Here is a 25390-nt window from a genome sequence, read left to right as displayed (position 1 = left end):
ATTGGCATTTTTGTTGACTTTGCCCTGCTGATGAAAAAAAAACCATTTCTTTTTCTCCTGTTTCTGATTTTCGGGCTTTGCCCTGGTAGCTTGGCTCAGGGAGCAGATTCGTTACAGATTCAGACGGGATGGGCGAGTTTTTATGGTAAGCGCTTTCATTTGCGGCAAACGGCTAATGGGGAGATTTTTCACATGGACAGCCTGACGGCGGCGCATAAATATCTGCCTTTTGACACGCGGGTGAAGGTGACTCGACTGGATACTGGAGATACGGTTTGGGTGCGGATCAATGATCGATTACCCAAGAGCTCACTTAGGATCATTGATCTTTCCCGTAGTGCAGCTACCGTTTTGAATATGCGGTCGGAGGGAATTGTACGGGTGAAATTGGAACTTGCGACCATTCAGGAGATGAATAGACTCTATGATCAGATGGAAGGAAATGCTAGAGGCACAATCCGAATCCGAAGGTATGAAGAGGTTATTTTACCGAATAAAAGACCAATTTCCTGGTCTTGGCCAATATGGTAAGTGCCTGATAGTGAAAGTCTAGTAAGTTTTATTAACTATGTCTTTGTCAATTGATTAAATTTTTATAACTGAAAATCAGTAGTTTATGAAACTAATTCCTTTTTTTTTCTTCTGATTTTTATTTGGATTGGTATCTTATGAAGTCTATATTGGCTAACGAAAGATCAAGGTATTGGCCAATCGACAGTATTTTTCAACCGGTAAAGAGCCCGCCGGGTTTTAGGGCTCACCAACGTAACTTCTTTCAAAATGAAAAATTTAACTCTATCGTTATTCTTAAGTATAGGTCTTTTATTTTTGAATAAATTTGAAACTTTCGGAGATGTGGTCTGTAAACCAGATCAAATTAGTACAACAGTTTCCTGTGTAGATGTTCCAACTTGGGGGGCTGGACCATTTGAGAAAAGGATTTGTGACAATCAATGTGGATGGGCTAAGACTAATTACCTTGATTCATCTGGCGAATGCGAATTTTGTCAAAATAAGGAGCGAGAAATAGGTGGTTGATTATGTTATATAATACCGGGCCTTTTATGGCCCGGTATTTTCAATTTATTATGCTAATGAAAAATTTACTCTCATTCAGTTTTGTTGTATTTGGCATTTTATTTTCTTGTAAAGAAAAAGATAGGGATTTTAATTCAACCCCTATTTTAAATTCAATTTCGTTAAAGCCCATGAAATCAGGGATTCACGTTTTTGGAGTTCCAAATGTTAAGGTTATTGATGGTGATTTGTTGATCCTTAATTTAAAGGATACTTTAATATTTAAATTGTATAATTCTGAATTAAAATATATAAGTGGTTTTGGAAAGTTAAATGAATTGCCTTTAGATTTAAAATTTCCTAAGTTCTCTTCACAAATAATTACTGGAGAGGAAGAAGACTTTATTTCAATTTTTGATCTTGCTAATCTTAATTATTTTAAATTTTGGCCTAATAAAGAGTTTGGTTCTGAGATTTGGGATTACGAGAAATATAAACTTAAAGGTTTAACTCTTTATCCAACAACTATTCTCTATTTAACAGATTCTACAAATGTTTATGTTCCCGAGATAGGTGGAGCTTTAGCTATAGATAATCACAGATCTAATAAAAGTGAAATTAAACCTTTTTCATTTAAAGATTTTGAATTTATTAAAACAGAAAACCTACCTTATGTTTTTCAATCTGTTGGAGCAGTAAATTTAGATAGGAATATTATTCTTATTGCTCCAATTTTAACTGGGGAATTAGAATTTTATGATTTAAATGGAAATTTTATCAAGGCAATCACGTACGATTCAACTAATCAATATGGAAATATGCTAAGAGAGGTTAATTATTTGCAAACAGAAGTTGTTATAAATGCAGTAGATTTGGCTATTACTAATGATTATATTTATTTATTGTCTTCAAATAATAAGTTAAATCAACATGTGACAGGGATCTTCGTGAAAAATTCCTCAGTATATAAATTGAATTGGGAAGGCGACCTCATTCAAGAGTATAAACTGGGGTTGGATGCAAGTTCTTTGGCTGTAGATGAAAAGAACAATAGATTTTATGTTACCGTAAATGAAAATGATGATGAACCAATATGGTATTTTGAATATTAATTTTATGATTAAAGGAGAATTATTTTAATTTTTTTTCTTTCTTATGCATTTTCAATTTGATTGAATGAATATCTTGATAATAGAGTTTTGGATTTGTAATCCAAATTTGATTTGATATCTTTTTAAATAATATGAAAAATTTTCAGCTATTTTTTCTCCTTATAATCATTTCGATTTCTTGCAATCGAAATAGTGATGTAAAACTTGATTTACCTTTGGAGATTATCGGCACTGATAGCACCTTTTTGGAGGTAGGAGGTATTCAAACGCCTTTTGGGAGATATAGAATGACTCCTTCAGGTAAGAATTTGATTATCCACCATGCTCGAAAAGTTTTTTGGTTTGATATGGACGATAATAAAATTTCAAAATCAATAGACTTTGACACTACTTCCATTATGCCAGAACAAACCCTTTTAAATGTTCATTATGATGAAAGTGATTCTTCCCTTTATTTATTTTTTCCTGCTAAGAATCAAATTGTTTGGCTTGATTCGGATTTTGCAATTATCGAAGAAATTAAACTGGAAAGTCCAAAAAATCATGCACAGCGATATATTCCATACGGAAATGTTTTTTATTTAGATCCTGATAAAAATTCATTTTACATTGGAATAATGTCTGATAAAAGTGGAGGAGGCGGAAACGAGGAATTTCTCGGTAAAAGTAAATTTATAGGAGAATTTAATCGGAAATCTGGAGAAATAGAAAATTTTTTTGGAGGGTTTTCGGATCAACGAAAAAGCGATAATATAAATGCGTTGAGCGAAGGGATTTATACAGTAGATTTTTATAAAGATGATTTCTTTTTAAGAGAAGCTATTGGTTCAAATGAAATCCAAGTATACGCAAAAAACTCGGATCCAATCACCACTTACGAAATTGGGACAGGAAAAACGGACCTTAATTTAATACCATACGACGGGGGAGAAATTGCTGGACAAAAAATGAGTGATAATTTTTACACGTTGAAGGTTTTGAATGATACTTTGATTGGGTCAAATTTAATTAATCACTTTAATCAGAAGCATTCCAACCAAAAACACGAAGGAATTTTGCTTGTAGAAGATATTAAGAATCATAAGAGTTACTCAATTTCAACAAGTCCATTCCAAAGATTAGTGGGAGGGGATGACAAAAATTTATACTTAATCAGAAACCACCCCACTAAGGAAGACCTCATTTTAGTTAGGCTTGTATATAGGTTAGGTGTGGACTGAAATTGATCTCACTCGTCTTTTTTTGTAAAATTTAGTGTGTCGGGAGAGGAAGATGAATTAAATTCAGGAAATTAAACCTTCCTATGAACACCCTACACAAAACCTCTTTTCAATTTATCAGTGAACCTTCCGATGTGAATTTCGGAGGGAAAGTCCATGGTGGAGTTGTGATGAAGTGGATCGATCAGGCGGCTTACACCTGTGCCCGCACCTGGTCGGAAACCTACTGTGTGACGGTCTATGTGGGCGGCATCCGTTTTTACAAGCCCATTAATATTGGCGAAGTGGTCAAGATTGATGCGGCGGTGATTTATACCGGAAATTCCAGCATTCATATTATGGTGGAGGTGTACTCACGAGATTTTTCTCATAAAGAATTTGAAAAGAAAACCCACTGCATTATCATCTTTGTCTCTGTTGATGAACAGGGTGAACCTCAAAAAGTGAAACCTTGGGTTCCTCAGACTTCTCAGGAAATCAAACTTCAGGAATACGCCAAAAAGCTCAAAACCTTACGCGAAGAAATCCATGAGGAAATGCGGCCATTTTTTAATGAATAAAAACTTCTCGAAATCTTCAAGTTCAAATTTTCCCGTTGAAATTTGATACAAAATCTTTCTAAGATTAAAAATTCACTTTTTTTAACAGCTTTTTTTTAGGGTTTTTTTGATTCAATTCAATAAATTAGTTTATTAGGGTTCTAACGATTATTTAGATGAAAAATCTCCACTATTGTGCCTTGATCTTTTTGATGGGCTTCAGTTTTTCTTGTCAGGAAGACGCCGAAAAGCAGGAAGAAATTCCAGCAGAATCTTTTAGAAACGAAGTCGCAGCGACCGAAGTCCGGGTAGCTACTGCAGAGACCAAAAGCTTTGACTATCTGATTAATGCCACCGGGAAATTGGAAGCCTCAGCGCAAGTCAAAGCCGTGATTGAGCAGGCCGGATACCTGATTGAGTTGCCCATCCGAGAGGGACAGACTGTTAGCAAAGGGCAGGTGATTGCTCGATTAAATGCGGATGAGGCTGAGATTCGACTGGAAAAAGCAAAAATCGCGCTTCGAAATGCCCAAGCAGCCTTCGAAAATGATAAGTTGGGCTTTTCCCGGGATTTTGAATCGGGCGATGAGGAGCGAAAGAAATTTCTCGAGGAACAGCTCAAAGCAAAAAACGGGGTGTTTTTAGCTGAAATTGAGCTCAAGGAAGCCGAATTTAATTTGGAACGCACTGAGGTCAAAGCTCCGATAGCAGGAAAAATCGCCGATCTTAAATTTAAGGAGGGAAGCTTAATCAGTAGCAATGCTGAACTCTGCGAAATCCTCAGCACGAATAGTCTTGAGCTCCGAGTCAAAGTTCTCGAATCCGATATTGGGCTGATTTCTATCAATCAGAAAGCGGAAGTTTATCCCGTATCCAACGCTCAAGCTGCCCTAGAGGGAAGGGTGTTAGGAATTAATCCCAAAGTAGATGAGGGAGGATTGGTGGAGGTTCTAATCCGACTTACTTCGAGTGCTAATCTCCTTCCGGGAATGAATGCCCGAGCGATTATCCGAGCTCCGCAATCCAATTCTTTGGTGGTACCAAAAGATGCAGTAGTCTATCGCTCCGGTCGGGCAGTAGTCTTTACCATCGAGGATAACGAATCCCGCTGGAACTATGTAGAAGTGGGCAAAGACAATGGACAAGAGATCGAGATATTGGAGGGAATACCCTCTGGAAGTACTGTCATCACGACCAATAATCTACAGCTGGCACATCAGGCTCCGGTCCAAATCGTAACAGAATAAACTATGGTTCGATTTTTACTTGCCCGGCCCATCGCGGTATTCATGACATTTTTTGCCTTGATGGTTTTTTCCTTCATCGTTTTGCGAATGTTGCCGATATCGCTGCTTCCGCCGATCGATGTGCCTCAGATTGTAGTCAAGGTAAACTATCCCAATGCCTCTCCTGAAGCCATCGAGCAGAATGTACTCAGTAACATTCGAGAAGGACTGATAACGCTTAATGGATTGGAGGAAATGGACTCCAAAGCTGGTTCCGAGGTGGGTACCATACGATTGACTTTTGATTACTCGACACAGATGGAGCTAGCCTACATCGATGTCAATGAAAAAATCGACCGAATCACCAATTCCCTGCCGGAAGGACTCACCCGCCCTGAGGTCATCCGGATCAACACTTCGGATATTCCTGTGGCTCGAGTTCAGGTCATTCCAAAAGAAAATGTAGATGATATCGAAGTCAGTCTCCTTGCTGAAAATGTACTAAAAAAGCGCATTGAGCAGCTGCCAGGAGTTTCGTTAGTCGATATTAATGGGAAAAAAGACCGAATCATCACCGTAGAGCCAAACGAAGCCGCAATTCGTGCTTTGGGTATGACTCAGCAAAATGTAATCTCGGCCATTCAGGCGGGGAATTCCGAATTGCCGGGTGTCTCAGTGAAGGATGGACAGTTTCGATATTATCTTCGATTAGCCACGCGGGTGGACACCCCTTCAGATATAGAGTCCTTGCCGGTATCAGCGCCCAATGGAGCGATTATTCCTTTAGGAAAATTGGCAAAAGTCTCCTATCAGGCTAAAGAAATGCTGGGTTATCATTTGTTTGGGGAAAAAGAAGCTCTGGTCATCACCGTGCACAAGCAGGCAGCGGCCAAAATGAATGAGCTGATGCCCGAATTAAAGGATGCACTCGAACTTTTTCGTGAGGATTACCCTCAGGTGGATTTTGACCTAACCCAGGATCAGTCTAATCTGCTTAATGCCGCCATTTCCAATCTTCAAACTTCGCTCTTGTTCGGCGGAATTTTCGCCTTTGGCGTGCTTTTTCTCTTTATGAAAGACTATCGGCTGCCGATAATCATAGGGGTGAGTTTGCCTTCTTCCTTGCTGATTTCATTCTTGGTCTTTTATTTCTTCGATATTTCGATCAACATCATTTCCCTTTCTGGATTGGCGCTGGGAATCGGGATGCTGATTGATAATGCCATTATTGTTTTGGATAATATTACCCGTAAGCGGGAGTCTGGGCTATCCCTTTTTGAGTCCTGTGTTTCCGGTGTGGATGAAGTGATGAGTGCGCTGATTAGTTCAGTCTTGACGACACTTTCAGTTTTTGTGCCGCTGGTATTTTTGAGCGGGATATCCGGGGCCTTATTTTACGATCAGGCAATTGCAGTAACGGCAATTTTGTCTGTTTCACTCTTGGTAGCTTTTGTCCTCTTGCCCTTATTGTATTTTATCTTTTTTAGCCGAAGTAAAAAGGTTGAAGAATCCGGAGAAAACCCCTTCTTTCAGCGGGTGTTGGGTTTGTACGAAAAAGGGTATGATTTGGTCTTTGAAAACAAGAAGGTAGCCATGAGCCTGTTTTCAATCCTGATTCCTTTAGGATTGGCTATTTCGTTGATTTTGGGAACAGAGGGACTTCCCCCGATTGAGAAAACTGACGCTACGCTAGAAATCGATTGGAATGAGCCCATTTCCGCATCTGAAAACAAGGACCGAGTCGTGACCATGATGCAGGCCATGCGTGGTCAATATCAAAAAGCCGAAGCCGATGTCGGAGTGCGGCAGTTTTTGCTTTTTGATGGGGAAAATTCCATCCAACAGTCTTTGCTTTATTTTCTTTTTGAAGGATTGGAGGAAAAAAATCAAATGCTCGATAATCTAGAAGCCTATATCCAAGAAAATTATCCGGGAGCGAATTTCAAATTGGGTGATGCTCCCAATGCATTTGATCAATTATTTAGCTCGAATATGCCTTTTTATGAGGTTCGATGGAAAGACTTGACAGGGAAAGAACCGATTCCTGAAGAGAAAATGGATCCCTGGCTGAGTGAGTTTCCAACTAAAAAATGGGAGCGAGGTCCAGGCTTACAAAAGGAAGCTTCGGTGGTATTTACCTTGAGAGCGGATCGATTGGCTACCTATCAGATTCCAGTCGATCAGGTGCAGGAGCAATTATCCCGCTTATTTGGGACATTTACCATCACCGATATTCGGAGGTTTGGAGAGGTTACCCCAATTCGGCTCAAAGAATCTGAGGCTCGTTTTGAAGATTTGCTGCGAACAACTCAGATCACAGGTTCGGATTCGACGTTTTATACCTTGGGAGAGTTTGTTGATTATCGCTATGAGGATCAATACAAGTTTGTCACTGCAGATAAAGGGGGGATTTACCAGTCCGTACTGGTGACTGAAGATAATCCTGATCAGCTTGCTCCCGATTTTATCCGCTGGGGGGCTGATCGAAATATGGGGGTTGAGATGGTGGGGCAATATTTCCGGGATCAGGAGAATATCCGGCAGCTAATCGGGATTTTGATTATTTCGGTGCTTTTGCTCTACTTTATTTTAGCTGCACAATTTGAGAGTTTTATCCAACCGCTGATCGTTGTATTGACTTTGCCTCTCGGGATTGGTGGTGCATTTGTGGTGCTGTTGATTGCAGGATCCTCGCTCAATGTCATGTCTGCCATTGGACTGGTCGTGATGTTGGGAATCATGGTGAATGATGCGATCCTTAAGATCGATACGATCAATCGTCTAAGAAAAGACTATGTCGAAAGTCCTGAAATCTCGGGGACTCAAGCCTTGGAAATGGCAATTCATCGAGCGGGTCAGATCCGGCTCAAGCCAATTTTGATGACGTCTATCACGACGATTTTGGCTCTCATTCCGATTATCTTCAGTGCGGGGTTGGGAGCAGATTTGCAACGCCCGCTGGTTTTTTCGGTAATTGGAGGATTGACTTTAGGGACGGTCACTGCGATTTATTTTGTTCCGCTGGCCTATTGGTTCTTTGTATCTAAGAAAAAATTGAGGGAGGGGTAAAATGACACCATTTCGAGTATTGATATCTTTTATAGTGGTGGCGATCATGGGGTTTGCAGTGATTCCGCTACTTTCTGTGGATTTAAATCCACGGGAGCAGGAGCCTGTCCTGAGTATTTCTTATGGCATACCCAGGTCTTCCCCTGAGATCATCGAAAAACTGGCGACCTCTCCTTTGGAAGGTGCATTTTCTCAACTTTCTGAACTCAAAAAAATCAACTCGATTTCAAATTACGATCGAGGATCCATTACGCTTCGATTTGATAAAAAAGCCGATATGGAGCTGAAGCGCTTTGAAGTGCTGTCGCTGATCCGTCAAATCTATCCGCAGCTCGACAATCGACTCAGTTATCCTACCGTATCACAAAGTGCTCAGGTCAGAAATACCGAGAAAACACCGATTTTAACCTATTCCATTAATGGTCCTTTTGCCGCTTTTGAAATCAAAAAAATCGCCGAAGATGTACTAAAGCCTGCGCTGACACGATTTGAAGAAGTAGAAGAAGTAACTGTTCGCGGAGCTACCGACTTACAGCTTTTTATCACTTTTGATATCCAAAAGCTCCAATCCTATGGACTCACGCGAGGTCAATTAAGCAGCCAGATCAACAGTGCCTTTGGGCAAAGTTTCCCTGGAGCGGTTTTGAACAATGAAGGCAAGATGCTCTTTGTGAAGGTCGATCGATCGTTGCGAGAGATGGATCAATTGGAAAATTTACCTATTGCTCAGGTGGAGGGAAAAGATATTTTTCTCCGGGATGTTGCCAAATTGACTTTGGAGGAGGCGGAAGCTTCCAGCTATTACCGAATCAACGGGAATAATTCAGTGACGTTGACCGTTTTCAATCGAGATGGAGTCAATAAGGTCCTTTTAGCAAAAAGTCTGAAAACTGCGATTGAAAATGCCAAAGTTCTCCTTCCTGCAGGGTTTGATGTAAGACTGGAGCGAGATGATACGGAGTTTTTGGAAAAAGAACTGGACAAGATTTATAAACGTTCGGGACTTTCTATCCTGATATTGATTGTATTCATTTTCTTGATCAACAGAAATCTCAAGTACCTATCTGTACTTTTTTTAGGGATTGTAATCAATCTTAGTTTGTGTGCCATAGTACTTTACTTCCTCAAGGTGGACATTCACCTGTATTCTTTGGCGGGGCTGACCATCAGTTTTGGATTGATCGTGGACAATGCAATTATCATGATTGATCATTTGCACAAGCATCGAAACCGAAAAGTATTCGTAGCCCTTTTGGCCGCATCGATGACGACCATTGCCGCCTTGATGATTGTGTTCTTCCTGCCGGAAGAGGATCAAAAAAACTTGACCGAGTTTTCCATTGTGGTTTCAGTGATGCTGGGGATTTCCTTATTGATTGCTTTGCTATTTACCCCGGCATTCTACGAATTACTATTTAAAGAATCCGCTCGGAAAGGCCGAAAACTGACCATTCCAAAATTGCGGAAGCGGGTGAATTATTTGCGCCGATTTGAAAACACCGTGAGCTGGACCGCACGCTATCGTAAGGCCTTTATCATTGGTTTGGTGTTGCTTTTTGGTTTACCGATTTTCTATTTGCCGGCTACATGGGAGGGACAGGAATGGTATAATAAAACGGTGGGAAACACCTTTTATCAAGAGGAAATCCGGCCCTATGTGGATAAAGCGTTTGGGGGTTCCTTACGCATGTTTGTCCGTGGAGTATTTGAAAAAAGTTCCTATCGAGAAGCCGCCAAAACTCGGCTTTACGTCTCTGCTCGCTTGCCTTTTGGCAATACCTTGGATCAGATGGATTTCATTATGCGTGAGTTTGAGGCCTACCTGGATGACGTAGAGGGAATTGATAAATTTGTGACTACTGTTTATTCTGGTCAGCAAGGAAGTATTGAAATTACATTTAAAGAAGCCTATGAAAATTCGGCTTTGCCCTATCAGCTCAAAGGGAAACTTTCGGTAAAATCTACCGATTGGAGTGGGGCCCAATGGAATATTTACGGCGTGGGTCAAGGGTTTTATACCGGAGGCGGTGGTGAAGGAATTCCCTCTTTCCGGGTGACGATGAAAGGTTATAATTTTGATGAGTTGGAGCGACAGGCGGAGATTTTGGCCGAAAAACTTTTGAAGCACAAACGAATTCAGGAGGTAAATACCAATGAGCGATTATCCTGGGGAGAGCAAAAAACGGAGGAATATGTATTGAGGCTGGATCAAAATCAAATTGCGCTTGGGAAAACCAATCAATTTGAGCTGATCAATACCATGCTCGATTTAAGTAAACCGCAGGGTGCTACAGGAGGGTTAACGCTGGAAGATAAAAACTATGGGATGGTGATCCGAGAAGCCAATTCAGATGATTTCAGTAAGTTTGACCTGGAGCAAAAGGGGTTGATTGGTGGCGAAAATAGAATTTACAAAATCTCCGATTTTGGCACATTGACTAAAGAGACGACGACCAATGCGCTGAATAAAGAAGATCGGCAGTATATCCGAGCAGTTGCTTTTGAGTATATGGGTTCGGCCAAATTTGGGAATGAATACCTCAATGAAGTTCTTGAAGAGATGGAGCAAATAATGCCCATTGGCTATACTGCGGATAAGCAAACCTGGTCGTTCAGTTACGAAAAAGCAAAGCGACAGTACTCCCTTTTGGGATTATTGATTGTGGGAATTTTTATGATTTGTGCGGTTCTTTTTGAAAACCTGAAGCAGCCGGTATACATCATCGCCATTATTCCAATTAGCTTCATTGGTTTGTTTTTGATTTTCTCTCTATTTGATTTCTATTTTGATCAGGGAGGATATGCCGCCTTTGTGATGTTGGGTGGATTAGCGGTGAATGCTGGAATATTTATTATCAACGACCTGAACAATCGATCCACCGGAGTATATAATCGAAATGTGTTGAAATCTGTTGCGGGTAAAGCAATACCGATTTTGCTGACAATCATGTCCACTTGCTTTGGTTTGATTCCTTTTTTGATTGAGGGACAAAATGAGATTTTTTGGTTTTCCCTCGCCATCGGGACCATCGGTGGATTGACATTTAGTATGGTCGGGGTGTTTTGGGCCTTACCGGTTTTCCTTTGGAAGAAAGAGAAAATAGCCGTTGTTACTGATGGAAGCTTGAATGAAAAAAAGGTCCAGAGAAAAAGAAACTGGAAGTTCTGGAAGAGAAAGAAATGATTCGTGTACCTAATCTCTTCGCTTACAGGGAAGTCAAAGTAAAGATTAAAGCGTATGAAAATTATCCATTATCTTTTTTTAGGATTACTGATAGGGGTTTTTGCCTGCAATTCTTCTGAGAAAAATTCGAATCAAGGTGAAACCATTCAACTGGATAAAATTCCGATTCAAGAAAATAAACTGCTCATCGAAAAGGCGATTTTGCTGGGTTCAGATAGCTTAGAATTACTAGGAAGTGAACTGAGGGCAGTGTTTTCGAACCATGGATTTTTTGTATCCAACTACAATGGGCCAAAAGCCATTCATCACTTTTCATTGGAAGGTGAGCACCTAGGCCGAATCGTAGAAGTCGGAGAGGCTCCCGGTCAGGTTTTGCGCTTTGAGGAGTTTCGGGTCAAAGGCGATACCTTGATTTTAAATACTGGAAAAGGGGATCACACTGTTTTGAATTTCTTTTCCATACCTGATCATAGCCTGGTCAAGACCCTTGAAACAGAGGCTTCGGCCTTTTCTTTTTACCCCAATGAAGATGGGAGTTTTTGGTTTTATTCTGGGATGAACAAAGCGGTAGGTGATTACCGGCTTCAGAAAATAAATGCCGAAGGGAAGGTAATAACAAAACTCCTTTTCAATGATTTCAATGAATCCCTTCTTCCGCTTGCAGCGCAGTCTTTTTTTGAGGGAGATGATCGCTTGCTGTTGAGAGAACCGTTATTTCCTGAGATTTATGAAGTGATGGCCGATACCTTGAAGCAGGTCAAAAGTTTTGATTTTGGTTCTTATTCCATTCCGGATGAAACTTGGGAGATAGAAGATCCTTTTGAGTTATTTGAGCAATTGAATAAAAATGGGTTTGCAGATAGCTACTCGATTTTCGAAAATGAAGACTACTTTTTAGGATATGTTGCTTTTCAAAAGGAAAAAGAAAACCGAAAAGAATTGGTCGTTGTGAATCGAAAAACGGGTAATAGTGAAAAATTTCAGCTTAACAGGAATGACTTTCCTGAGTACTATTCCCCTTTTGCATTGGATGGAAACCATGTTTTATTTATTGCCTATGCACCTGCTTTGATAAAGCGCTTGGACCAATTGAATGTGACCGAAGAGGTTCGGGAGCAATTAAAGGTTTTGGAGGAAGATTCTAACCCCGTAATTTTATATGGTAGGCTGGAAGAATAGTGCCTTGATCGGCTTGCTGATTTTGGTTGCTGGCCTGATTTTTTGGGTTAATAAGAAAGAGAAGCAAGGGAATAGGGGCAAGGTCATTCAACATTGCCTAGAGTGTAGGTGGTTGTCTTTAGACTCGGAAGTAAGACCCCATTCTTTGGCTGAAGCGAGCGACTTTCAAGTAATCGTGTATACTCGGAATTTAACCTGGAATTTGGCAACATTCAATATGGATTGGAAGCCACTTTCTGAGAAATTCCCAAAAATCAACTATGTTTTTTACTATGGGGGTAAAAGCGAAGCGAAATTGAGAGATTGGATGAAAGAAAAAGATTTTGCTTTTCCGGTGGTTTTTGATCCGAAGGATTCTTTTCGAATGAGGAACCTTGAAGGCGATATGACTGGAATCGTCCTCAATGTCGAAGATGGAAAAGTAATTAGTATGTTGAATCCAAGTTTTGGGGAGGAGTATGTGAGTTTTTTGGAGGAATGGGTGGAGTGATAATTTAACGAAACACATCATAGCCAATAATCCCCACTGAAAAAGTCATATACTGAAGTGGGCTTCTGCGAAAATCATATTCAAAAATGCCTTCATCGGGAAGATATGTAACATCTCCTTTTTGAAGAAATCGGGCGCTATTCCCTTCTTGAAAAGTGCCTTTGAATTCTAACCTCAAATTGTCATTAAAACCTAGAGGAACCTGAAGTCCAGCTCCAATCCGGTAGCCCAAGGTCCAATCCTCATAATCTTTCCCACTTTCCAAAGCATCTTCCGATAGGATAGTTTCCCGTATTTTGTATCGGGTATAGAGGTAATTGGCACCCATTTGTGCTTCGATAAAGGGGGTCAATTTGGTATTGACAGCAGGGAGGTAGCGGATTACAGCCATAGCGGTTGCCAGATTATTGTTTCTGCGAAGGCGAAGTTCGTCGGTGTAGCCTGGATACAAATCTGTCCGCTTCTCCATTTTTGATCCATAGATTCCATAACCTAATTCCAGTCCGACCTGTACCGGAGCCGTTTGAAATTCATAAAGTATAATTCCTGAAAGTGTGGGTAAAAATAAAGATTGGGTTTCCTGTTTCATTTTTCCAACAGGAATGGAACCATTGAAATGTCCACCGGCTAAAAAGAATTGGGCTCTCAATGAAAATGGGGACAAAAATATAAGTAAAAAAAGGAATTTTCTCATAATTAACTAATTCATAGATTATACGGATTTCAAAAGAAATGTTTCAAAAATGAGGAATAATCACTATCCTGATAATTTCACTTACTCTTTTTTCTTTGATTTTGGATTTCGTTTTTTATCTTGAACTACAAACCTGCTCAACCCCTAGACGAAGTGAAATCCCGAAGGACCTTTATAAAAAAAACCAGCATTCTTTCCACTGGATTGGGGCTCTTGGGAAATGCAGCAGTAGCAGGTTATTCTCAAGTGAAATCTCAACGAAATCCCCTTCCCGCTTGGAAAGGATTTAATCTATTGGATTTTTTTTCTCATGATCCGGATCAAGGAAGAGTAACTAAGCCAGAATACCTTCAGTGGATCGCAGATTGGGGATTTGATTTTGTCAGAATTCCAATATCCTATCCAAGTTATATTAAATTTGACCGCACGCGCCCCATTCGGCCCGATGAAGTGCTAAATTTTGACGAGCAAAGGTTGGAAGCAGTGGATCAGCTAGTCCAGCATTGCTGGGATAAGGGTCTTCATGTCAGTTTGAATCTCCACCGTGTTCCAGGTTTTTGTATCAATGCAGGGTTTGTAGAGCCCTATAACCTTTGGAAAGATCAGGAAGCCTTACAAGCCTTTTGTGCCCATTGGGACATGTGGGCAAAGCGATATAAGGGAATTTCAAAGAAAAAGCTAAGCTTTGATTTAGTTAATGAGCCATATCAGCGAGAGAATCCTAATGACCAACATTCTCCAGGGGGGCCAGTAGATGTTTTGGACTATAGACGCGTAGCTCAAGCAGCTTTGGATACGATCAAAATTGTCAAAAGAAATCGGATTGTGATTGCCGATGGAAACGGGGGTGGGGGAATGGCAGTTCCAGAATTGGCAGACCTTGATCTCTCCCAAAGTTGCCGAGGATATCATCCATTTCCAATATCCCATCATAAAGCCAGCTGGGTGTACAAAAATCCCGAAACGGTTCCTCCTGTAACCTGGCCGCTAAATCAAGAAGGAGTTATGCTTGATATCCAATCCATCAGAGACTATTATTCTCCATGGCGTGATTTGATTACCAAAAGAGTTGGGGTCCATTGTGGTGAATGCGGTGGGTATAATCAAACTCCACATCAAGTATTTTTGGCTTGGTTTGGAGATGTGTTACAGGTGTTAAAAGAAATGGAGGTAGGTTTTGGAATATGGGAGTTTTCAGGGGATTTCGGTATACTAAATTCCCGAAGAAAGGATGTGGAATATGAGGATTGGTATGGGGAAAAGCTAGACCGAAAATATTTGGAATTGCTTCAAAGGCAGATTTGAATCTAAAGTCTTTTTTTTGCTTCCTTATTAATTTTTTTAGGAGATTTTAGCTGGCCTAATTTCATTTAATACTCCACTAACACTTGAAGTTTATTCTTAAAGCGATCCATCGGTAAAAATGCCCTTTCCAAATTAGGGGCAAAAGGTACCGGTGTATCCAAGCTTCCTTCTCGCATTACAGGAGCATCCAGAAACTTGAAGCAGTGCTCAGAAATCCAAGCGCAGATTTCTGCCCCGATTCCCCCCGTTAGACAGTCTTCTTGAAGAAAAATCACTTTACCTGTTTTTTTAACAGTCTCCTGAACCGCTTCTTTATCCCAAGGCAACAAGGTGCGTAAATCCAGAATATCGGCTGAAATCCTCAATTCTTCTACGGCTTTTTTTGCCCAGTGTATGCCCATACCGTAGGAGATCACCGAAAGTTGACTGCCTTCAGCAACCAAGGAAGCTTTACCTACTTCTAGGGTATAATACTCATCGGGAATCCCAGCGCTGATGGATCGGTACAAACCTTTGTGCTCGAAATAGAGATACGGATTTGGATCTTCCAGTGCAGCATTCAACAGGCCTTTGGCATCGTAAGGATTGGAAGGATAAACGATTTTCAGCCCGGGCGTGTGAAAAAACCAGGCTTCATTGGATTGAGAATGAAAAGGGCCTGCCGCCATTCCCGCTCCGGTGGGCATTCGCACCACCACATCGGCGTTTTGGCCCCAACGATAGTGGATTTTAGCGAGATTATTTACGATTTGATTGAAGCCAACGGAGACAAAATCCGCAAACTGCATCTCCACCATGGCTTTATAGCCTTGGATTGAGAGTCCGAGTCCGGCCCCGATGATCGCACTTTCACAAAGTGGGGTATTCCGCACTCGGTCAGCGCCAAATTGTTTTTTGAATCCCTCGGTTACTTTGAAGACTCCACCATATTCGCTAATGTCCTGACCCATAAGCACCAGGTTCGGGAATTTCTCCATGGACTGCCTCAATCCATCGCTGATGGCATCGACCATTCTTTTTTCAGAAATTTGATCTGATTTAGGGGAAATTACTTTCTGCTCAAAAGGAAAGTAAACATCCTTTAATTCTTCTTCGATATTAGGGGAAATGGGCTCCTCGGTAAAGGCCTTCTCTAAACCATCGTCGATTGCCTTTTTGATTTTGCTGTTGATTTGGGCTTTGGTTTTTTCATCCAATACCCCAATCGATTCCAAATAGGCTTCGTAGTTCTCGACGGGGTCGAGCTTTGCCCAATTTTCCATGAGTTGCTTAGGAACATATTTGGTGCCCGACGCTTCTTCATGACCACGCATTCGAAAGGTCATCGCTTCTAAGAGGATGGGTCTTGGATTTTTGCGAATATCTTCTGCCAATTCTGAAATTGCCTGATAGACTTCCAGGACATTATTTCCCTCGATCCGTCGGGTTTCCATTCCATATCCAGGTCCTTTGTCAGTAAAGTTTTTGAAAGCAAACTGTTCCTCACTTGGGGTAGAAAGCCCGTAGCCATTGTGTTCAATGACGAAAATCACCGGAAGTTTCCAGACTGCGGCCACATTCAGGCCTTCGTGGAAATCTCCCTCTGAACTCGCCCCGTCTCCTGAAAAAACAAGGGTAACCTTATTTTCTTTGGCAAGTTTGTGAGCCAAGGCAATTCCATCCGCAATGGCTAACTGAGGACCGAGATGGGAGATCATCCCCACGATGTGATGCTCAATAGAGCCAAAGTGAAAAGAGCGGTCACGGCCTTTGGTTAAGCCGGATTTCTTTCCCTGAAACTGAGCAAAAAGTCGCTCTAGAGGAATATTTCTTCCGGTGAAAATCCCAAGATTTCGATGCATGGGTAAGATGAACTCGTCGGGTTTTAAGGCCTCGACTGCTCCAATAGAAATAGCTTCCTGCCCCCATCCACTAAACCATTTCGAAATTTTTCCCTGCCGGAGTAAAATCAACATTTTTTCCTCAATTCTTCGAGGAATTAGAATGGATTCATAAAGTCGAATCAAGGTTGTATCGTTCAACTTTTTTCGGTCAAAATATAGGTTTTTGGGAAAGGGGTTAGCTTGATGCATAAAGGTTCAGATTACCCAACTAAGGTACGAGAAGGAGTGAAAATCTCAAGGGGAAATTCCTGCAAAATGGCCCCGACAAAAGTCGGGGCTAAAAATATAATGCAAGGAGTTAAAAAGTTTTGCTGTACGATTCAAAATTAGGCAAAAGCCTTTCTGGGACCGGATTAAAGTCGTTAAGCTTGTTTTAATATTACCGGTCACAATTTATCTTCTGTTAATATTTGGGAAATGTAGCCGTGATTTTAGGGCAAACGTCGTATGGAGTTTTGATTTTGATCTCTGCACTTTTGAAAGAAAAAAATGAAATCTAGCGTGGATAAAATTCAACTCAGTGAAGGGTGAAACTAAAGCGAAATTTCATGTGAACTGGAAAAATCAATAAAGGACAAATGAAAAGACTTAAATTTCTACTATTTATGAGTTTTACTACTTTGTTGCACATCTCCTGTCAGGAAGACGGAGGTCAAGATCCCTCTGTCATTGGATGTCCAAAGGGTAAAGTTTGTTTTGAATTAAATGGAGCTGAGAAACAAGTGGATGCAGTGTGGTATGATATTAATGGACAGCGTACGCGGGTGTATTATGAAAGCGGGTCTGGAGATTCCTACGAAAATATTGAAATTGACTTTTATGGCAGCAGTCCGGGCAATTACTCTTTTGTCGATCAAAATTGGGGGGCTGGAGATGCCAGTTTTCACTATTTCCGTGCCGGTGGAACAGGAGGTGCTAGTGGGACTAGTGGTACCCTTGAAATTACAGCAGTGGGATCCACAGTTAGTGGTTCATTCTCGCTTTCTGGAGTAGATTCTGAGGGTAATTCTGTGCAATTGACCAATGGCTTCATCAATCAAGTACCCGCAGAATAAAAAAGCTGTCCATTTTCATGTTGGACAGCTTATTCATTAACCTTAAACCTGATCAGGCTCGGGATGTTTATAAGGTGCTCGATAGGGTCTTCTTAACTTAGACGTAGCTTCCTGGTCGCCAGTCACTGTTCGGGTCTTTGGGTCGTATTTAAGTGGTCTTCCTCCAAGCTCCATGGAGATATTCGCTAAAATGCAAGAGGCTGTAGAAATATGACCTTCCTCGATATCCGCTATCGGTCGTGAGTTTTTATCTACTGCTTGGAGCCAATCTTTCATGTGCAATCGAGTAGCCGGAGCGGCATTAAGTTCAATGCGGTCCTCGTTGATATCTTCAGGGTATTCTTCTCGCTCATAGACCACATCGTAATGTTTGGGTTCCTGCCCCTCGCCATAAGGGAAAAAGTCAGCCTGCATCGTGCTACCGGCGAGCATTCCGTTTTCCCCGTAAATTTTAAATGCCCAAGGGTATTCTGGGTCGGTGGGATTTCCCCATGTACGATGCTGCCATACGACATTAAGTTCTGGGAATTCGAAAATGGCTGTTTGTGTATCAGCGATATTGGATTTGCCTTCTTTTTGGACAAAAATCCCTCCTGTGGCAGTAACCTGTGTAGGCCATCCTAACTGGAGCATCCACCTTACGGTGTCAAGCATATGGACGCACATATCTCCTGTGATGCCATTCCCATATTCCATGAACGTCCGCCACCATCGTGTATGTGGAAGGCCATCGTAGGGACGAAGCGGTGCGGGCCCCGTCCAAAGCTCGTAATTGAAAAAATCCGGAACCGGTTCCAACGGAGGATTTCCATTGGCGCGCATGTGGTAATAGCAGCAGACTTCCGCATGTGAAATTTTCCCCAGTAAACCGGTGTCGATGATGTCTTTTTTAGCCTCGATTAAGTGAGGGGTTGATTTGCGCTGGGTACCGATTTGGACGACACGATTATATTTTCGAGCGGCTGCCAAAATTGCCTCCCCTTCGATCACATCGACTGAAATTGGTTTTTGCAAATAGACATGGGCTCCTGACTTAAGTGCATCTATGGCCTGTAGCGCATGCCAATGGTCCGGAGATCCGATCAAAACAAACTCCGGTTTCTCCTTGGCTAAAAGGTCTTGGTAGTTTTCATAAAGTGGAGGGATTTTTCCTGATTTTTGGCGCTCAGATACCAGTTGACCTGCAGCTTCTAGCATGTTTTTATCAGGATCCGCTAATCCAACAACTTCTACATCTGCTACTTGGATCAGTCTAAATAGGTCTGATTTTCCATACCAGCCAGCACCGATCAGGGCCACTCGAATGGGGCCCACTTGATCTTTGAAATCCATGCCGAGCAAGCCAAAACTTGCCAAAGTCATCATGGCAGAGGAGCCCTTCAAAAAGTCTCTTCGGTTAAAATGATTCATAGGTTTTTGGGTTTGAGGTAAATGATGTCAACAAATTACAAAAAGCCATCATTCCTGCAAATAGCCTTTGGATAGACGGAGTATTTTCGTCAGATTCTTTTGCTGACTTACTTCTGAATGATCAATTCTGAGGAGTCCACGCGGAAACGTTCTCCATAAATCCCTTCTGGGAGTCCTTTGCCACATCCGATTATCATGGCGATCTCCGCAGTTCTAGGAAGGCCGAGTAGTTTTTTAACCCGGAGGGAATCGAAACCTTCCATGGGGCAGGTGTCATAACCTTCTGCTTTCATTCCGAGCATAAAGGTCATCGCTGCAAGAGAAGCACTTTTATGAACTGAGATTCGAACTTCGGTTTCACCTACTTCCCGAACCATAGGCCGACGGAGCCCTACCCACCAGGCGATGAGTTTTTTGATTGTGGACCAGCCTGGATAGTTTGAAAACAGCTTTGGAATTAGGTTTTTGTAATAACTTTTGGCCTGATTGATCTTTTTTTCAGATTGATTTTGAACGCTTGAAGTGAGGTACTGGTAGTTAGCTTCGGCTCTTGATTTCCAAAGATCTCTTCGCGTAAGGATGACGACCAGTTCTCGTGCAGTAGTTGCCGCTTTTTGGCGCATGCACAACTGAGCAAGTGGATCTTTGAGTGGAGAAGATTCAGGGACTCGGATGAATTGATAAAGTTGGAGATTGGAGCTATTGGGAGAAAGAATCGCTGCTTCCAAGCATTTTATGATCACCTGGTGGTCAAAAGGCTGCTTTTGATCAAAGATTCGTACCGATCTTCGCTGCTCCACCACATCAAAAAATCCTGATTCCTGTTTTAATTCCTGCATTTATCCGATTTTTTTTGGGATCTTTTAAATTCAAATGTAAGCTTTATCCTTATTTTCACATCAATTATAAATTCTCAATTAAACTAGTGCCATGTTTTTTCAATTAATCCGATTGCAGCTGCTGAAAAGTTTCCGCTCCACCTCGAGAGCAAAAAGTATTCTAACGAATATTTTCCTTGGCTTTATTATTCTTCTTTTGCTGAGCTACGTGGTGATCGCAGGGATCTTTCTTCAAGAAATTATCAAAACGTTATCCGGGGAAGTAGATCCACTTGGAATTCTCAATGGCTACCTTGTTTTTTTCTTCCTAACCGAATTCACCTACCGATATTTCTTACAAAGCCTTCCAGTGGTGGATCTGGAGAGTTTGCTTCATTTACCGATAGGGAAGCGAAGAATCATCCATGTTTTATTGCTCAGGAGCTTTATCTCTCCCATTAATCTAATTGCTTTATTGCTATTCACTCCCTTTGCATTTCAGGTGATACGAGCAGAATTTGGTGCAATAGCGATGTGGAGTTGGGTCGGAGCAATCATCCTGAGCAGTTGGATTTTGCATTGGTTTATGCTGTGGTTTAAGCAACGATTTGAGGACAGTACGATTGGACTGCTGGTAGTTATAGCTGTTTTGGTACTTGGCGCGGGCTCCAATTACCTGGGTTGGTTTAATCTCGGAGAGATCATGAAGCCGGTTTTTGACTATGCGATACAAAGTCCAGTGCCTTTGTTAGGGTTGATAGGGTTATTCGGGTTTAGTTATTGGCTTTGTTTTCATTACCATGTGCAAAATGCCTACTTGGAAGATCTCGCCGGAGAGCAGGAGGAGGTTCGTTCCTCGGGCCAGTCGATTGGGTTTTTTGCGCGATTTGGGCTAGCCGGTGAGATGGCTAACTTAGAATGGAAGCTGATCATTCGTCACAAAAAAAGCCGAACCTACTTAATGCTTTCAGCCTTTTTTCTTCTCTATGGATTGATTTTTTACACAAATCCAGCTTATACCTCAGAGGAAGGGATTTCCACCATTTTTATTTTCGTCGGCGTATTTATCACCGGGATATTTATGATTCAGTATGGGCAGCTTTTTTTAAGTTGGAACTCTTCGAGTTTTGATTTTTTTCTCAATCGAAAAGACGGAGTAGAGGCACTTATCCGCGGAAAATACCTGCTCTTTATCTCGATATCTGTGGTCTGCTTTTTAGCCTCAGTTCCTTATGTCTATTTTGGTATCGATATCCTTCTGATACACATGGCCACCTTCCTGTTCAATGTAGGTGTCCTAATTCATTTTATCATTTATTTGGCAATTTGGAAACCCAAGCCTATGGATTTGAACAAGGGGGCGATGTTTAACTACGAGGGGGTGGGAGCTGCCCAGTGGCTGATGGTCATCCCTATGATGGTTTTACCCTATGTGATTTACTTGCCTTTTTCGCTGCTGATTAGTGATTACGCAGGGCTGATTGCACTATCGGTAGTGGGATTGATCGGGATTTTGGCTTATAAACCACTGAGTAAAATTAATGTAGAACGAGTATATAAAAATCAATACGAAATTTCATCATCTTTTAGACAGGAGCTATGATTAAAGTTACAAATTTAAAAAAGCAATATAAGGAAGCGGTTGTTCTTGATGTAGAAAACTTGGAAATCCCCAAATCAGAGTGCTTTGGTTTGGTGGGCAATAACGGTGCTGGAAAGACCACTCTTTTTCGGATAATGCTCGACCTGGTTCGGGCGACCTCAGGTCAGGTTGAAATCGGTGGAACTGATGTTAGTCAATCCGAAGAATGGAAGAAGAGCACTGGAGCGTATCTCGATGAACATATGCTGCTAAGCTATTTGACACCGGATGAATATTTTGAGACGCTTCGTAAAATTTATGGACTTTCAGAGGCGGATTTACAGGCTCATCTTGATCGATTTACTGAATTGTTCAATGATGAGATTGTAGGGAAGAAAAAGTACATTCGTGATCTTTCAAAAGGGAATCTGAAAAAAGTAGGAATTGCCGCTGCCCTGATGGGGAATCCTGAAGTGGTGTTTTTAGATGAGCCTTTTGAGAATTTGGATCCAAGTTCGCAGGTGCGTTTGAAAAAATTAATCCTTCGAGAAAAAGAGGCATCTCAGATCACTTTTTTGATTTCCTCCCATGACTTAAATCATGTTACGGAAATCTGTGATCGGATCGTATTGTTGGAGAAAGGCAAAATCATCCGTGACCTTCGCGAAAAAGCTGAAATGATGCGGGAATTGGAAGAGTATTTTGTGGGGTAAAGGGAGCGTTTTTCGCCACACAGCTTGGAAAACCATGTGATTTAAGAGTTAAATTTTCAAATTACATGGTTTTGATCTAAAAAGCCTGTAATCTGAGAGGGTAGGTCTGATAAAGCTAAAAAAAAAAGCCCGCTTTTCAGCGAGCTTTCCTGTACCCAGGGCCGGAGTCGAACCGGCACGAGTGTAACCTCATTGGTGTTTGAGACCAACGCGTCTACCAATTCCGCCACCTGGGCATTTCAAGTAAGTTTTTGGACTTAAACTTTCCCATTCCTTGCCGAACGGGATGCAAATATGAATACAAATTTTTTTTCGTACAAACTCAACTTTCTACTTCCTGCAATTTTTTTGAGCTGAATGCCTGAGGCTTTTCGGCAAAAAGCGGCTTGGTAAATGCCCAAACGGTTTTAAAAAGCTCAGAATCACGGTATTGATTTAATGTGCTTTCACTTTCCCAATGGGAATAGGTCAAGAAAATATTTTCTTGATTTTCGTCTTGCCAAAGCTCCAAATGAGAACAACCGGGGAATGATCGTATTTTTGCCTTGTTTTTTTCAAAGTTTTCCAAAAACTCGGTTACCCGATCTGGTTGAAAAGTCATCCGTACGATTCTAATCAGCATGCCTTAGGGAATAAAATTCACATATACGACCGAATCAAATTTCAAACCTAGCAAATTACCGCCGTGACCATGATTAATTCCAATTTCTAGCAAGTCTAGGCTATTGAAAAAAGCAAAGCAATCACCGGGTTCTACTTGATCACAGCCGGTATGGAGTTTTTCTACGGACTCTCGGCCAAATTCGATGGTAAATTTACCGGGATTGAGTTTTTCGAAAAGATCTTTTCGGATATTGGTTATCAAATTCCCATAGCGATCCACTCGGACAACATGCCCGATGATTTGTTCTCGTGTTGCTTTTGGATTCCGAGGCATTAGTTTTCTGAAATTGGTCAAAGGGCCACCAAAATCATGAATAGCCGCTCCTGACGCTACTTTTGCAGCAATAGGAGCAAGGATGTCTTTACTAGGAAATGAGGTGTCTTTTACATGAATGTCCGCAAATTGCACCATGATTCCCGGTTCTTGATCGGCCAGTAAGCTAAGGATTCCATTATTTGGTCCAATAAAAATATGCTCCTCGAGCTTGACTCCAATATAACCTTGAGTCATAGATCCAGTTGTATTGATGGCGACTAGGTGAACGGTACCTTTTGGGAAATCCCGAAAAGTAGACCTGAGAATAAAGGCTGCATGGGCCAGATCAAAAGTGTCGATTTGATGGGAAATATCAATAATGTTTAACTGCGGGTTGATTGCCAGCATTTTGGCTTTCACTGCAGGAACGTAATAGTCTTTTTCCCCAAAGTCAGAGAGGAATGTCACCAATGCCATAGAAGCAAGTCGATTAAAATTATGTACTTTTGTTAGAGGGGCTAGGGACAAAAATAGAAATTTTATCCGTACCCATTCAAGCATATTTAATTAAAGAAAAAGATTGGTAGAAAAAGTAATTACACTGGAAAATGTGCCTTTGGCTGACTTTCTCGGACAAGCCAATGAAAATATCCGACAAGTAGCTCAGGCTTTCCCCCAAAGCAAAATCATCTCTAGGGGTAACGAAATCCGCATTCAAGGTGGTGCTCCCGAGATCCTTCGGATTAATAATGTAATCAATCTGCTGCTCGAGCATGTGGATCGTTTTGGTCACCTGACTCCAGATACCGTGAAGGAATATTTGGACGTGGAGGGAGTCCCTTTTCAAGAGGCTAGTCGTGATCAGGTAATTGTTTTTGGAAATAAAGGACTAGTCATTAAGCCCAAATCTGCAAATCAGCGTAGACTTGTGGAAGCTGCTGTAAAAAATGATTTGGTTTTTGCACTTGGTCCAGCAGGAACGGGGAAAACCTATATTGCGGTGGCTTTGGCAGTAAGGGCTTTGAAAAACAGGGAAGTCAAGCGAATCATCATCACTCGTCCAGCGGTGGAGGCAGGAGAAAATCTTGGCTTTTTACCGGGGGACCTTCAGGAAAAATTAGATCCTTATTTGCGTCCGATTTATGATGCTCTTCAGGATATGGTGCCGCCCGAAAAGCTCAAATATTATCAAGAAACCCGGGTGATCGAAATTGCTCCTTTGGCTTACATGAGAGGAAGGACGCTTCATGACGCCTTTGTTTTGTTGGATGAAGCACAAAATACTACCTCAGAACAAATCAAAATGTTTTTGACTCGAATGGGACCTAATTCCAAGGTCATTATAACTGGAGATCAAACGCAGGTGGATTTACCGGTAAGGCAAAAATCGGGCTTGTCAGAGGCGCTCCGAATTCTCAAAGATGTCAAAGGTATCGGTATCGTCAATCTCAGCGGAAAAGATGTCATCCGTCATAAATTGGTCAAAGCAATCATCGAAGCTTACGAAAAGAATCAAGCAGACAAAACTTTGGTAAAACATGAGCCTTCTGGTAGAAAAAGTAACGGGGAATAAAGGACTCGAACTGGCCTTCAAAATAAGAAGAGAGGTTTTTGTGGATGAGCAAGGCGTAAATCCGGAGGATGAGTACGATGAATTTGAGGGGGAATCTGTTCACTTTTTAGCCTCAAAGGATGGGAAGCCTGTAGGAACCGCCCGATGGAGATTTACAGATTATGGAATCAAAATGGAGCGTTTTGCAGTTAGAAAGGAGGCTCGTGGTAAGGGGGTGGGGGAGGCCTTGGTAACGGCAGTCTTGAGGGATATTATGGTCCACCCTGAAGCAAAAGGTAAAAAGCGTTATCTCCACGCTCAGCTTCAGGCGGTGCCCCTTTATTCCAAATTTGGATTTCAGAAAGTTGGGGATATGTTTGAGGAATGTGCCATCCAACATTACAAAATGGAACTGGCTTAAGA

Annotated in this window: 22 protein-coding genes and 1 tRNA gene; 16 read left to right on the top strand and 7 right to left on the bottom strand. The window is 41.5% G+C overall.

The annotated features are described in order from the left end of the window. The 10 genes from Q0L00_RS05055 to Q0L00_RS05010 form a co-directional block, all read left to right on the top strand. Positions 1–531, top strand: a 531-nt coding sequence (locus tag Q0L00_RS05055; RefSeq protein ID WP_363318510.1) for a septal ring lytic transglycosylase RlpA family protein, incomplete at its 5' end; no start/stop codon positions are given. A 249-nt stretch (positions 532–780) separates the two neighbouring features. Next, positions 781–1038 (top strand): hypothetical protein, encoded by a 258-nt coding sequence (locus tag Q0L00_RS05050; RefSeq protein ID WP_297335775.1) that lies wholly within the window; start codon positions 781–783, stop codon positions 1036–1038. A gap of 56 nt (positions 1039–1094) precedes the next feature. Beyond that, entirely contained in the window at positions 1095–2129 is a 1035-nt protein-coding gene (locus Q0L00_RS05045; protein WP_297335774.1) for a hypothetical protein, read from the top strand. Between the two features lie 131 nt (positions 2130–2260). Then, positions 2261–3349: a hypothetical protein gene (locus tag Q0L00_RS05040; protein WP_297335773.1), complete on the top strand. Its 1089-nt coding sequence runs from the start codon at positions 2261–2263 to the stop codon at positions 3347–3349. Positions 3350–3432: 83 nt separating this feature from the next. Next, on the top strand, positions 3433–3909 hold the full coding sequence (locus Q0L00_RS05035; protein ID WP_297335772.1) for an acyl-CoA thioesterase: 477 nt from the start codon (positions 3433–3435) through the stop codon (positions 3907–3909). 155 nt (positions 3910–4064) lie between these two features. Further along, positions 4065–5135: an efflux RND transporter periplasmic adaptor subunit gene (locus tag Q0L00_RS05030; RefSeq protein ID WP_297335771.1), complete on the top strand. Its 1071-nt coding sequence runs from the start codon at positions 4065–4067 to the stop codon at positions 5133–5135. Positions 5136–5138: 3 nt separating this feature from the next. Continuing rightward, positions 5139–8183, top strand: a complete 3045-nt coding sequence (locus tag Q0L00_RS05025) for an efflux RND transporter permease subunit (protein ID WP_297335770.1) — start codon at positions 5139–5141, stop codon at positions 8181–8183. Between the two features lies 1 nt (position 8184). Then, positions 8185–11367 carry an efflux RND transporter permease subunit gene (locus Q0L00_RS05020; RefSeq protein ID WP_297335769.1) on the top strand — a complete coding sequence of 1061 codons (3183 nt, stop codon included), beginning with the start codon at positions 8185–8187 and terminating at the stop codon, positions 11365–11367. A 54-nt stretch (positions 11368–11421) separates the two neighbouring features. Further along, positions 11422–12546 carry a 6-bladed beta-propeller gene (locus Q0L00_RS05015; protein WP_297335768.1) on the top strand — a complete coding sequence of 375 codons (1125 nt, stop codon included), beginning with the start codon at positions 11422–11424 and terminating at the stop codon, positions 12544–12546. After that, complete coding sequence (locus Q0L00_RS05010; RefSeq protein WP_297335767.1) at positions 12527–13036, top strand: hypothetical protein; 510 nt, start codon at positions 12527–12529, stop codon at positions 13034–13036. The genes Q0L00_RS05015 and Q0L00_RS05010 overlap by 20 nt, the downstream gene beginning before the upstream one ends. A gap of 4 nt (positions 13037–13040) precedes the next feature. Here Q0L00_RS05010 and Q0L00_RS05005 read toward each other — a convergent pair whose 3' ends face one another. After that, complete coding sequence (locus Q0L00_RS05005) at positions 13041–13730, bottom strand: hypothetical protein (RefSeq protein WP_297335766.1); 690 nt, start codon at positions 13728–13730, stop codon at positions 13041–13043. 153 nt (positions 13731–13883) lie between these two features. Here Q0L00_RS05005 and Q0L00_RS05000 point away from each other — a divergent pair, with 153 nt between their 5' ends. Next, the gene (locus Q0L00_RS05000) at positions 13884–15035 is read left to right on the top strand and encodes a cellulase family glycosylhydrolase (protein WP_297335765.1); all 1152 of its coding nucleotides are present in this window, start codon (positions 13884–13886) and stop codon (positions 15033–15035) included. A 65-nt stretch (positions 15036–15100) separates the two neighbouring features. Here Q0L00_RS05000 and Q0L00_RS04995 read toward each other — a convergent pair whose 3' ends face one another. Beyond that, positions 15101–17107, bottom strand: a complete 2007-nt coding sequence (locus Q0L00_RS04995; protein ID WP_297335764.1) for a dehydrogenase E1 component subunit alpha/beta — start codon at positions 17105–17107, stop codon at positions 15101–15103. Between the two features lie 416 nt (positions 17108–17523). Between Q0L00_RS04995 and Q0L00_RS04990 the strand changes: the two genes are divergently transcribed. Further along, entirely contained in the window at positions 17524–17973 is a 450-nt protein-coding gene (locus Q0L00_RS04990; RefSeq protein ID WP_297335763.1) for a hypothetical protein, read from the top strand. Between the two features lie 42 nt (positions 17974–18015). On the opposite strand, the gene Q0L00_RS04985 is transcribed toward Q0L00_RS04990, so the two are convergent. After that, positions 18016–19383 (bottom strand): Gfo/Idh/MocA family oxidoreductase, encoded by a 1368-nt coding sequence (locus Q0L00_RS04985; protein ID WP_297335762.1) that lies wholly within the window; start codon positions 19381–19383, stop codon positions 18016–18018. 107 nt (positions 19384–19490) lie between these two features. After that, entirely contained in the window at positions 19491–20222 is a 732-nt protein-coding gene (locus Q0L00_RS04980; protein WP_297335761.1) for a nitroreductase family protein, read from the bottom strand. 91 nt (positions 20223–20313) lie between these two features. Between Q0L00_RS04980 and Q0L00_RS04975 the strand changes: the two genes are divergently transcribed. Together Q0L00_RS04975 and Q0L00_RS04970 are read left to right on the top strand one after the other, a co-directional pair. After that, entirely contained in the window at positions 20314–21804 is a 1491-nt protein-coding gene (locus Q0L00_RS04975) for a DUF5687 family protein (protein WP_297335760.1), read from the top strand. Next, complete coding sequence (locus Q0L00_RS04970; RefSeq protein ID WP_297335759.1) at positions 21801–22496, top strand: ABC transporter ATP-binding protein; 696 nt, start codon at positions 21801–21803, stop codon at positions 22494–22496. Before Q0L00_RS04975 ends, Q0L00_RS04970 begins: the two co-directional genes overlap by 4 nt. 152 nt (positions 22497–22648) lie before the next feature. On the opposite strand, the gene Q0L00_RS04965 is transcribed toward Q0L00_RS04970, so the two are convergent. From Q0L00_RS04965 to Q0L00_RS04955, 3 genes are all read right to left on the bottom strand, one after another. After that, a tRNA-Leu gene (locus Q0L00_RS04965) sits at positions 22649–22732 on the bottom strand. Positions 22733–22818: 86 nt separating this feature from the next. Further along, entirely contained in the window at positions 22819–23118 is a 300-nt protein-coding gene (locus tag Q0L00_RS04960) for an antibiotic biosynthesis monooxygenase family protein (RefSeq protein ID WP_297335758.1), read from the bottom strand. A gap of 3 nt (positions 23119–23121) precedes the next feature. Then, positions 23122–23892 carry an SAM-dependent chlorinase/fluorinase gene (locus Q0L00_RS04955; RefSeq protein ID WP_297335757.1) on the bottom strand — a complete coding sequence of 257 codons (771 nt, stop codon included), beginning with the start codon at positions 23890–23892 and terminating at the stop codon, positions 23122–23124. Between the two features lie 103 nt (positions 23893–23995). Here Q0L00_RS04955 and Q0L00_RS04950 point away from each other — a divergent pair, with 103 nt between their 5' ends. Next, the gene (locus tag Q0L00_RS04950; protein WP_297335756.1) at positions 23996–24988 is read left to right on the top strand and encodes a PhoH family protein; all 993 of its coding nucleotides are present in this window, start codon (positions 23996–23998) and stop codon (positions 24986–24988) included. Further along, positions 24954–25388 (top strand): GNAT family N-acetyltransferase, encoded by a 435-nt coding sequence (locus tag Q0L00_RS04945; protein WP_297335755.1) that lies wholly within the window; start codon positions 24954–24956, stop codon positions 25386–25388. Before Q0L00_RS04950 ends, Q0L00_RS04945 begins: the two co-directional genes overlap by 35 nt. Positions 25389–25390 lie beyond the last annotated feature (2 nt).

This window comes from Algoriphagus sp. (assembly GCF_024305035.1).
Taxonomy (GTDB): domain Bacteria; phylum Bacteroidota; class Bacteroidia; order Cytophagales; family Cyclobacteriaceae; genus Algoriphagus.
Note: the sequence above shows the minus strand (reverse complement) of the source record. Positions and strands in the feature narration are given on the sequence as shown.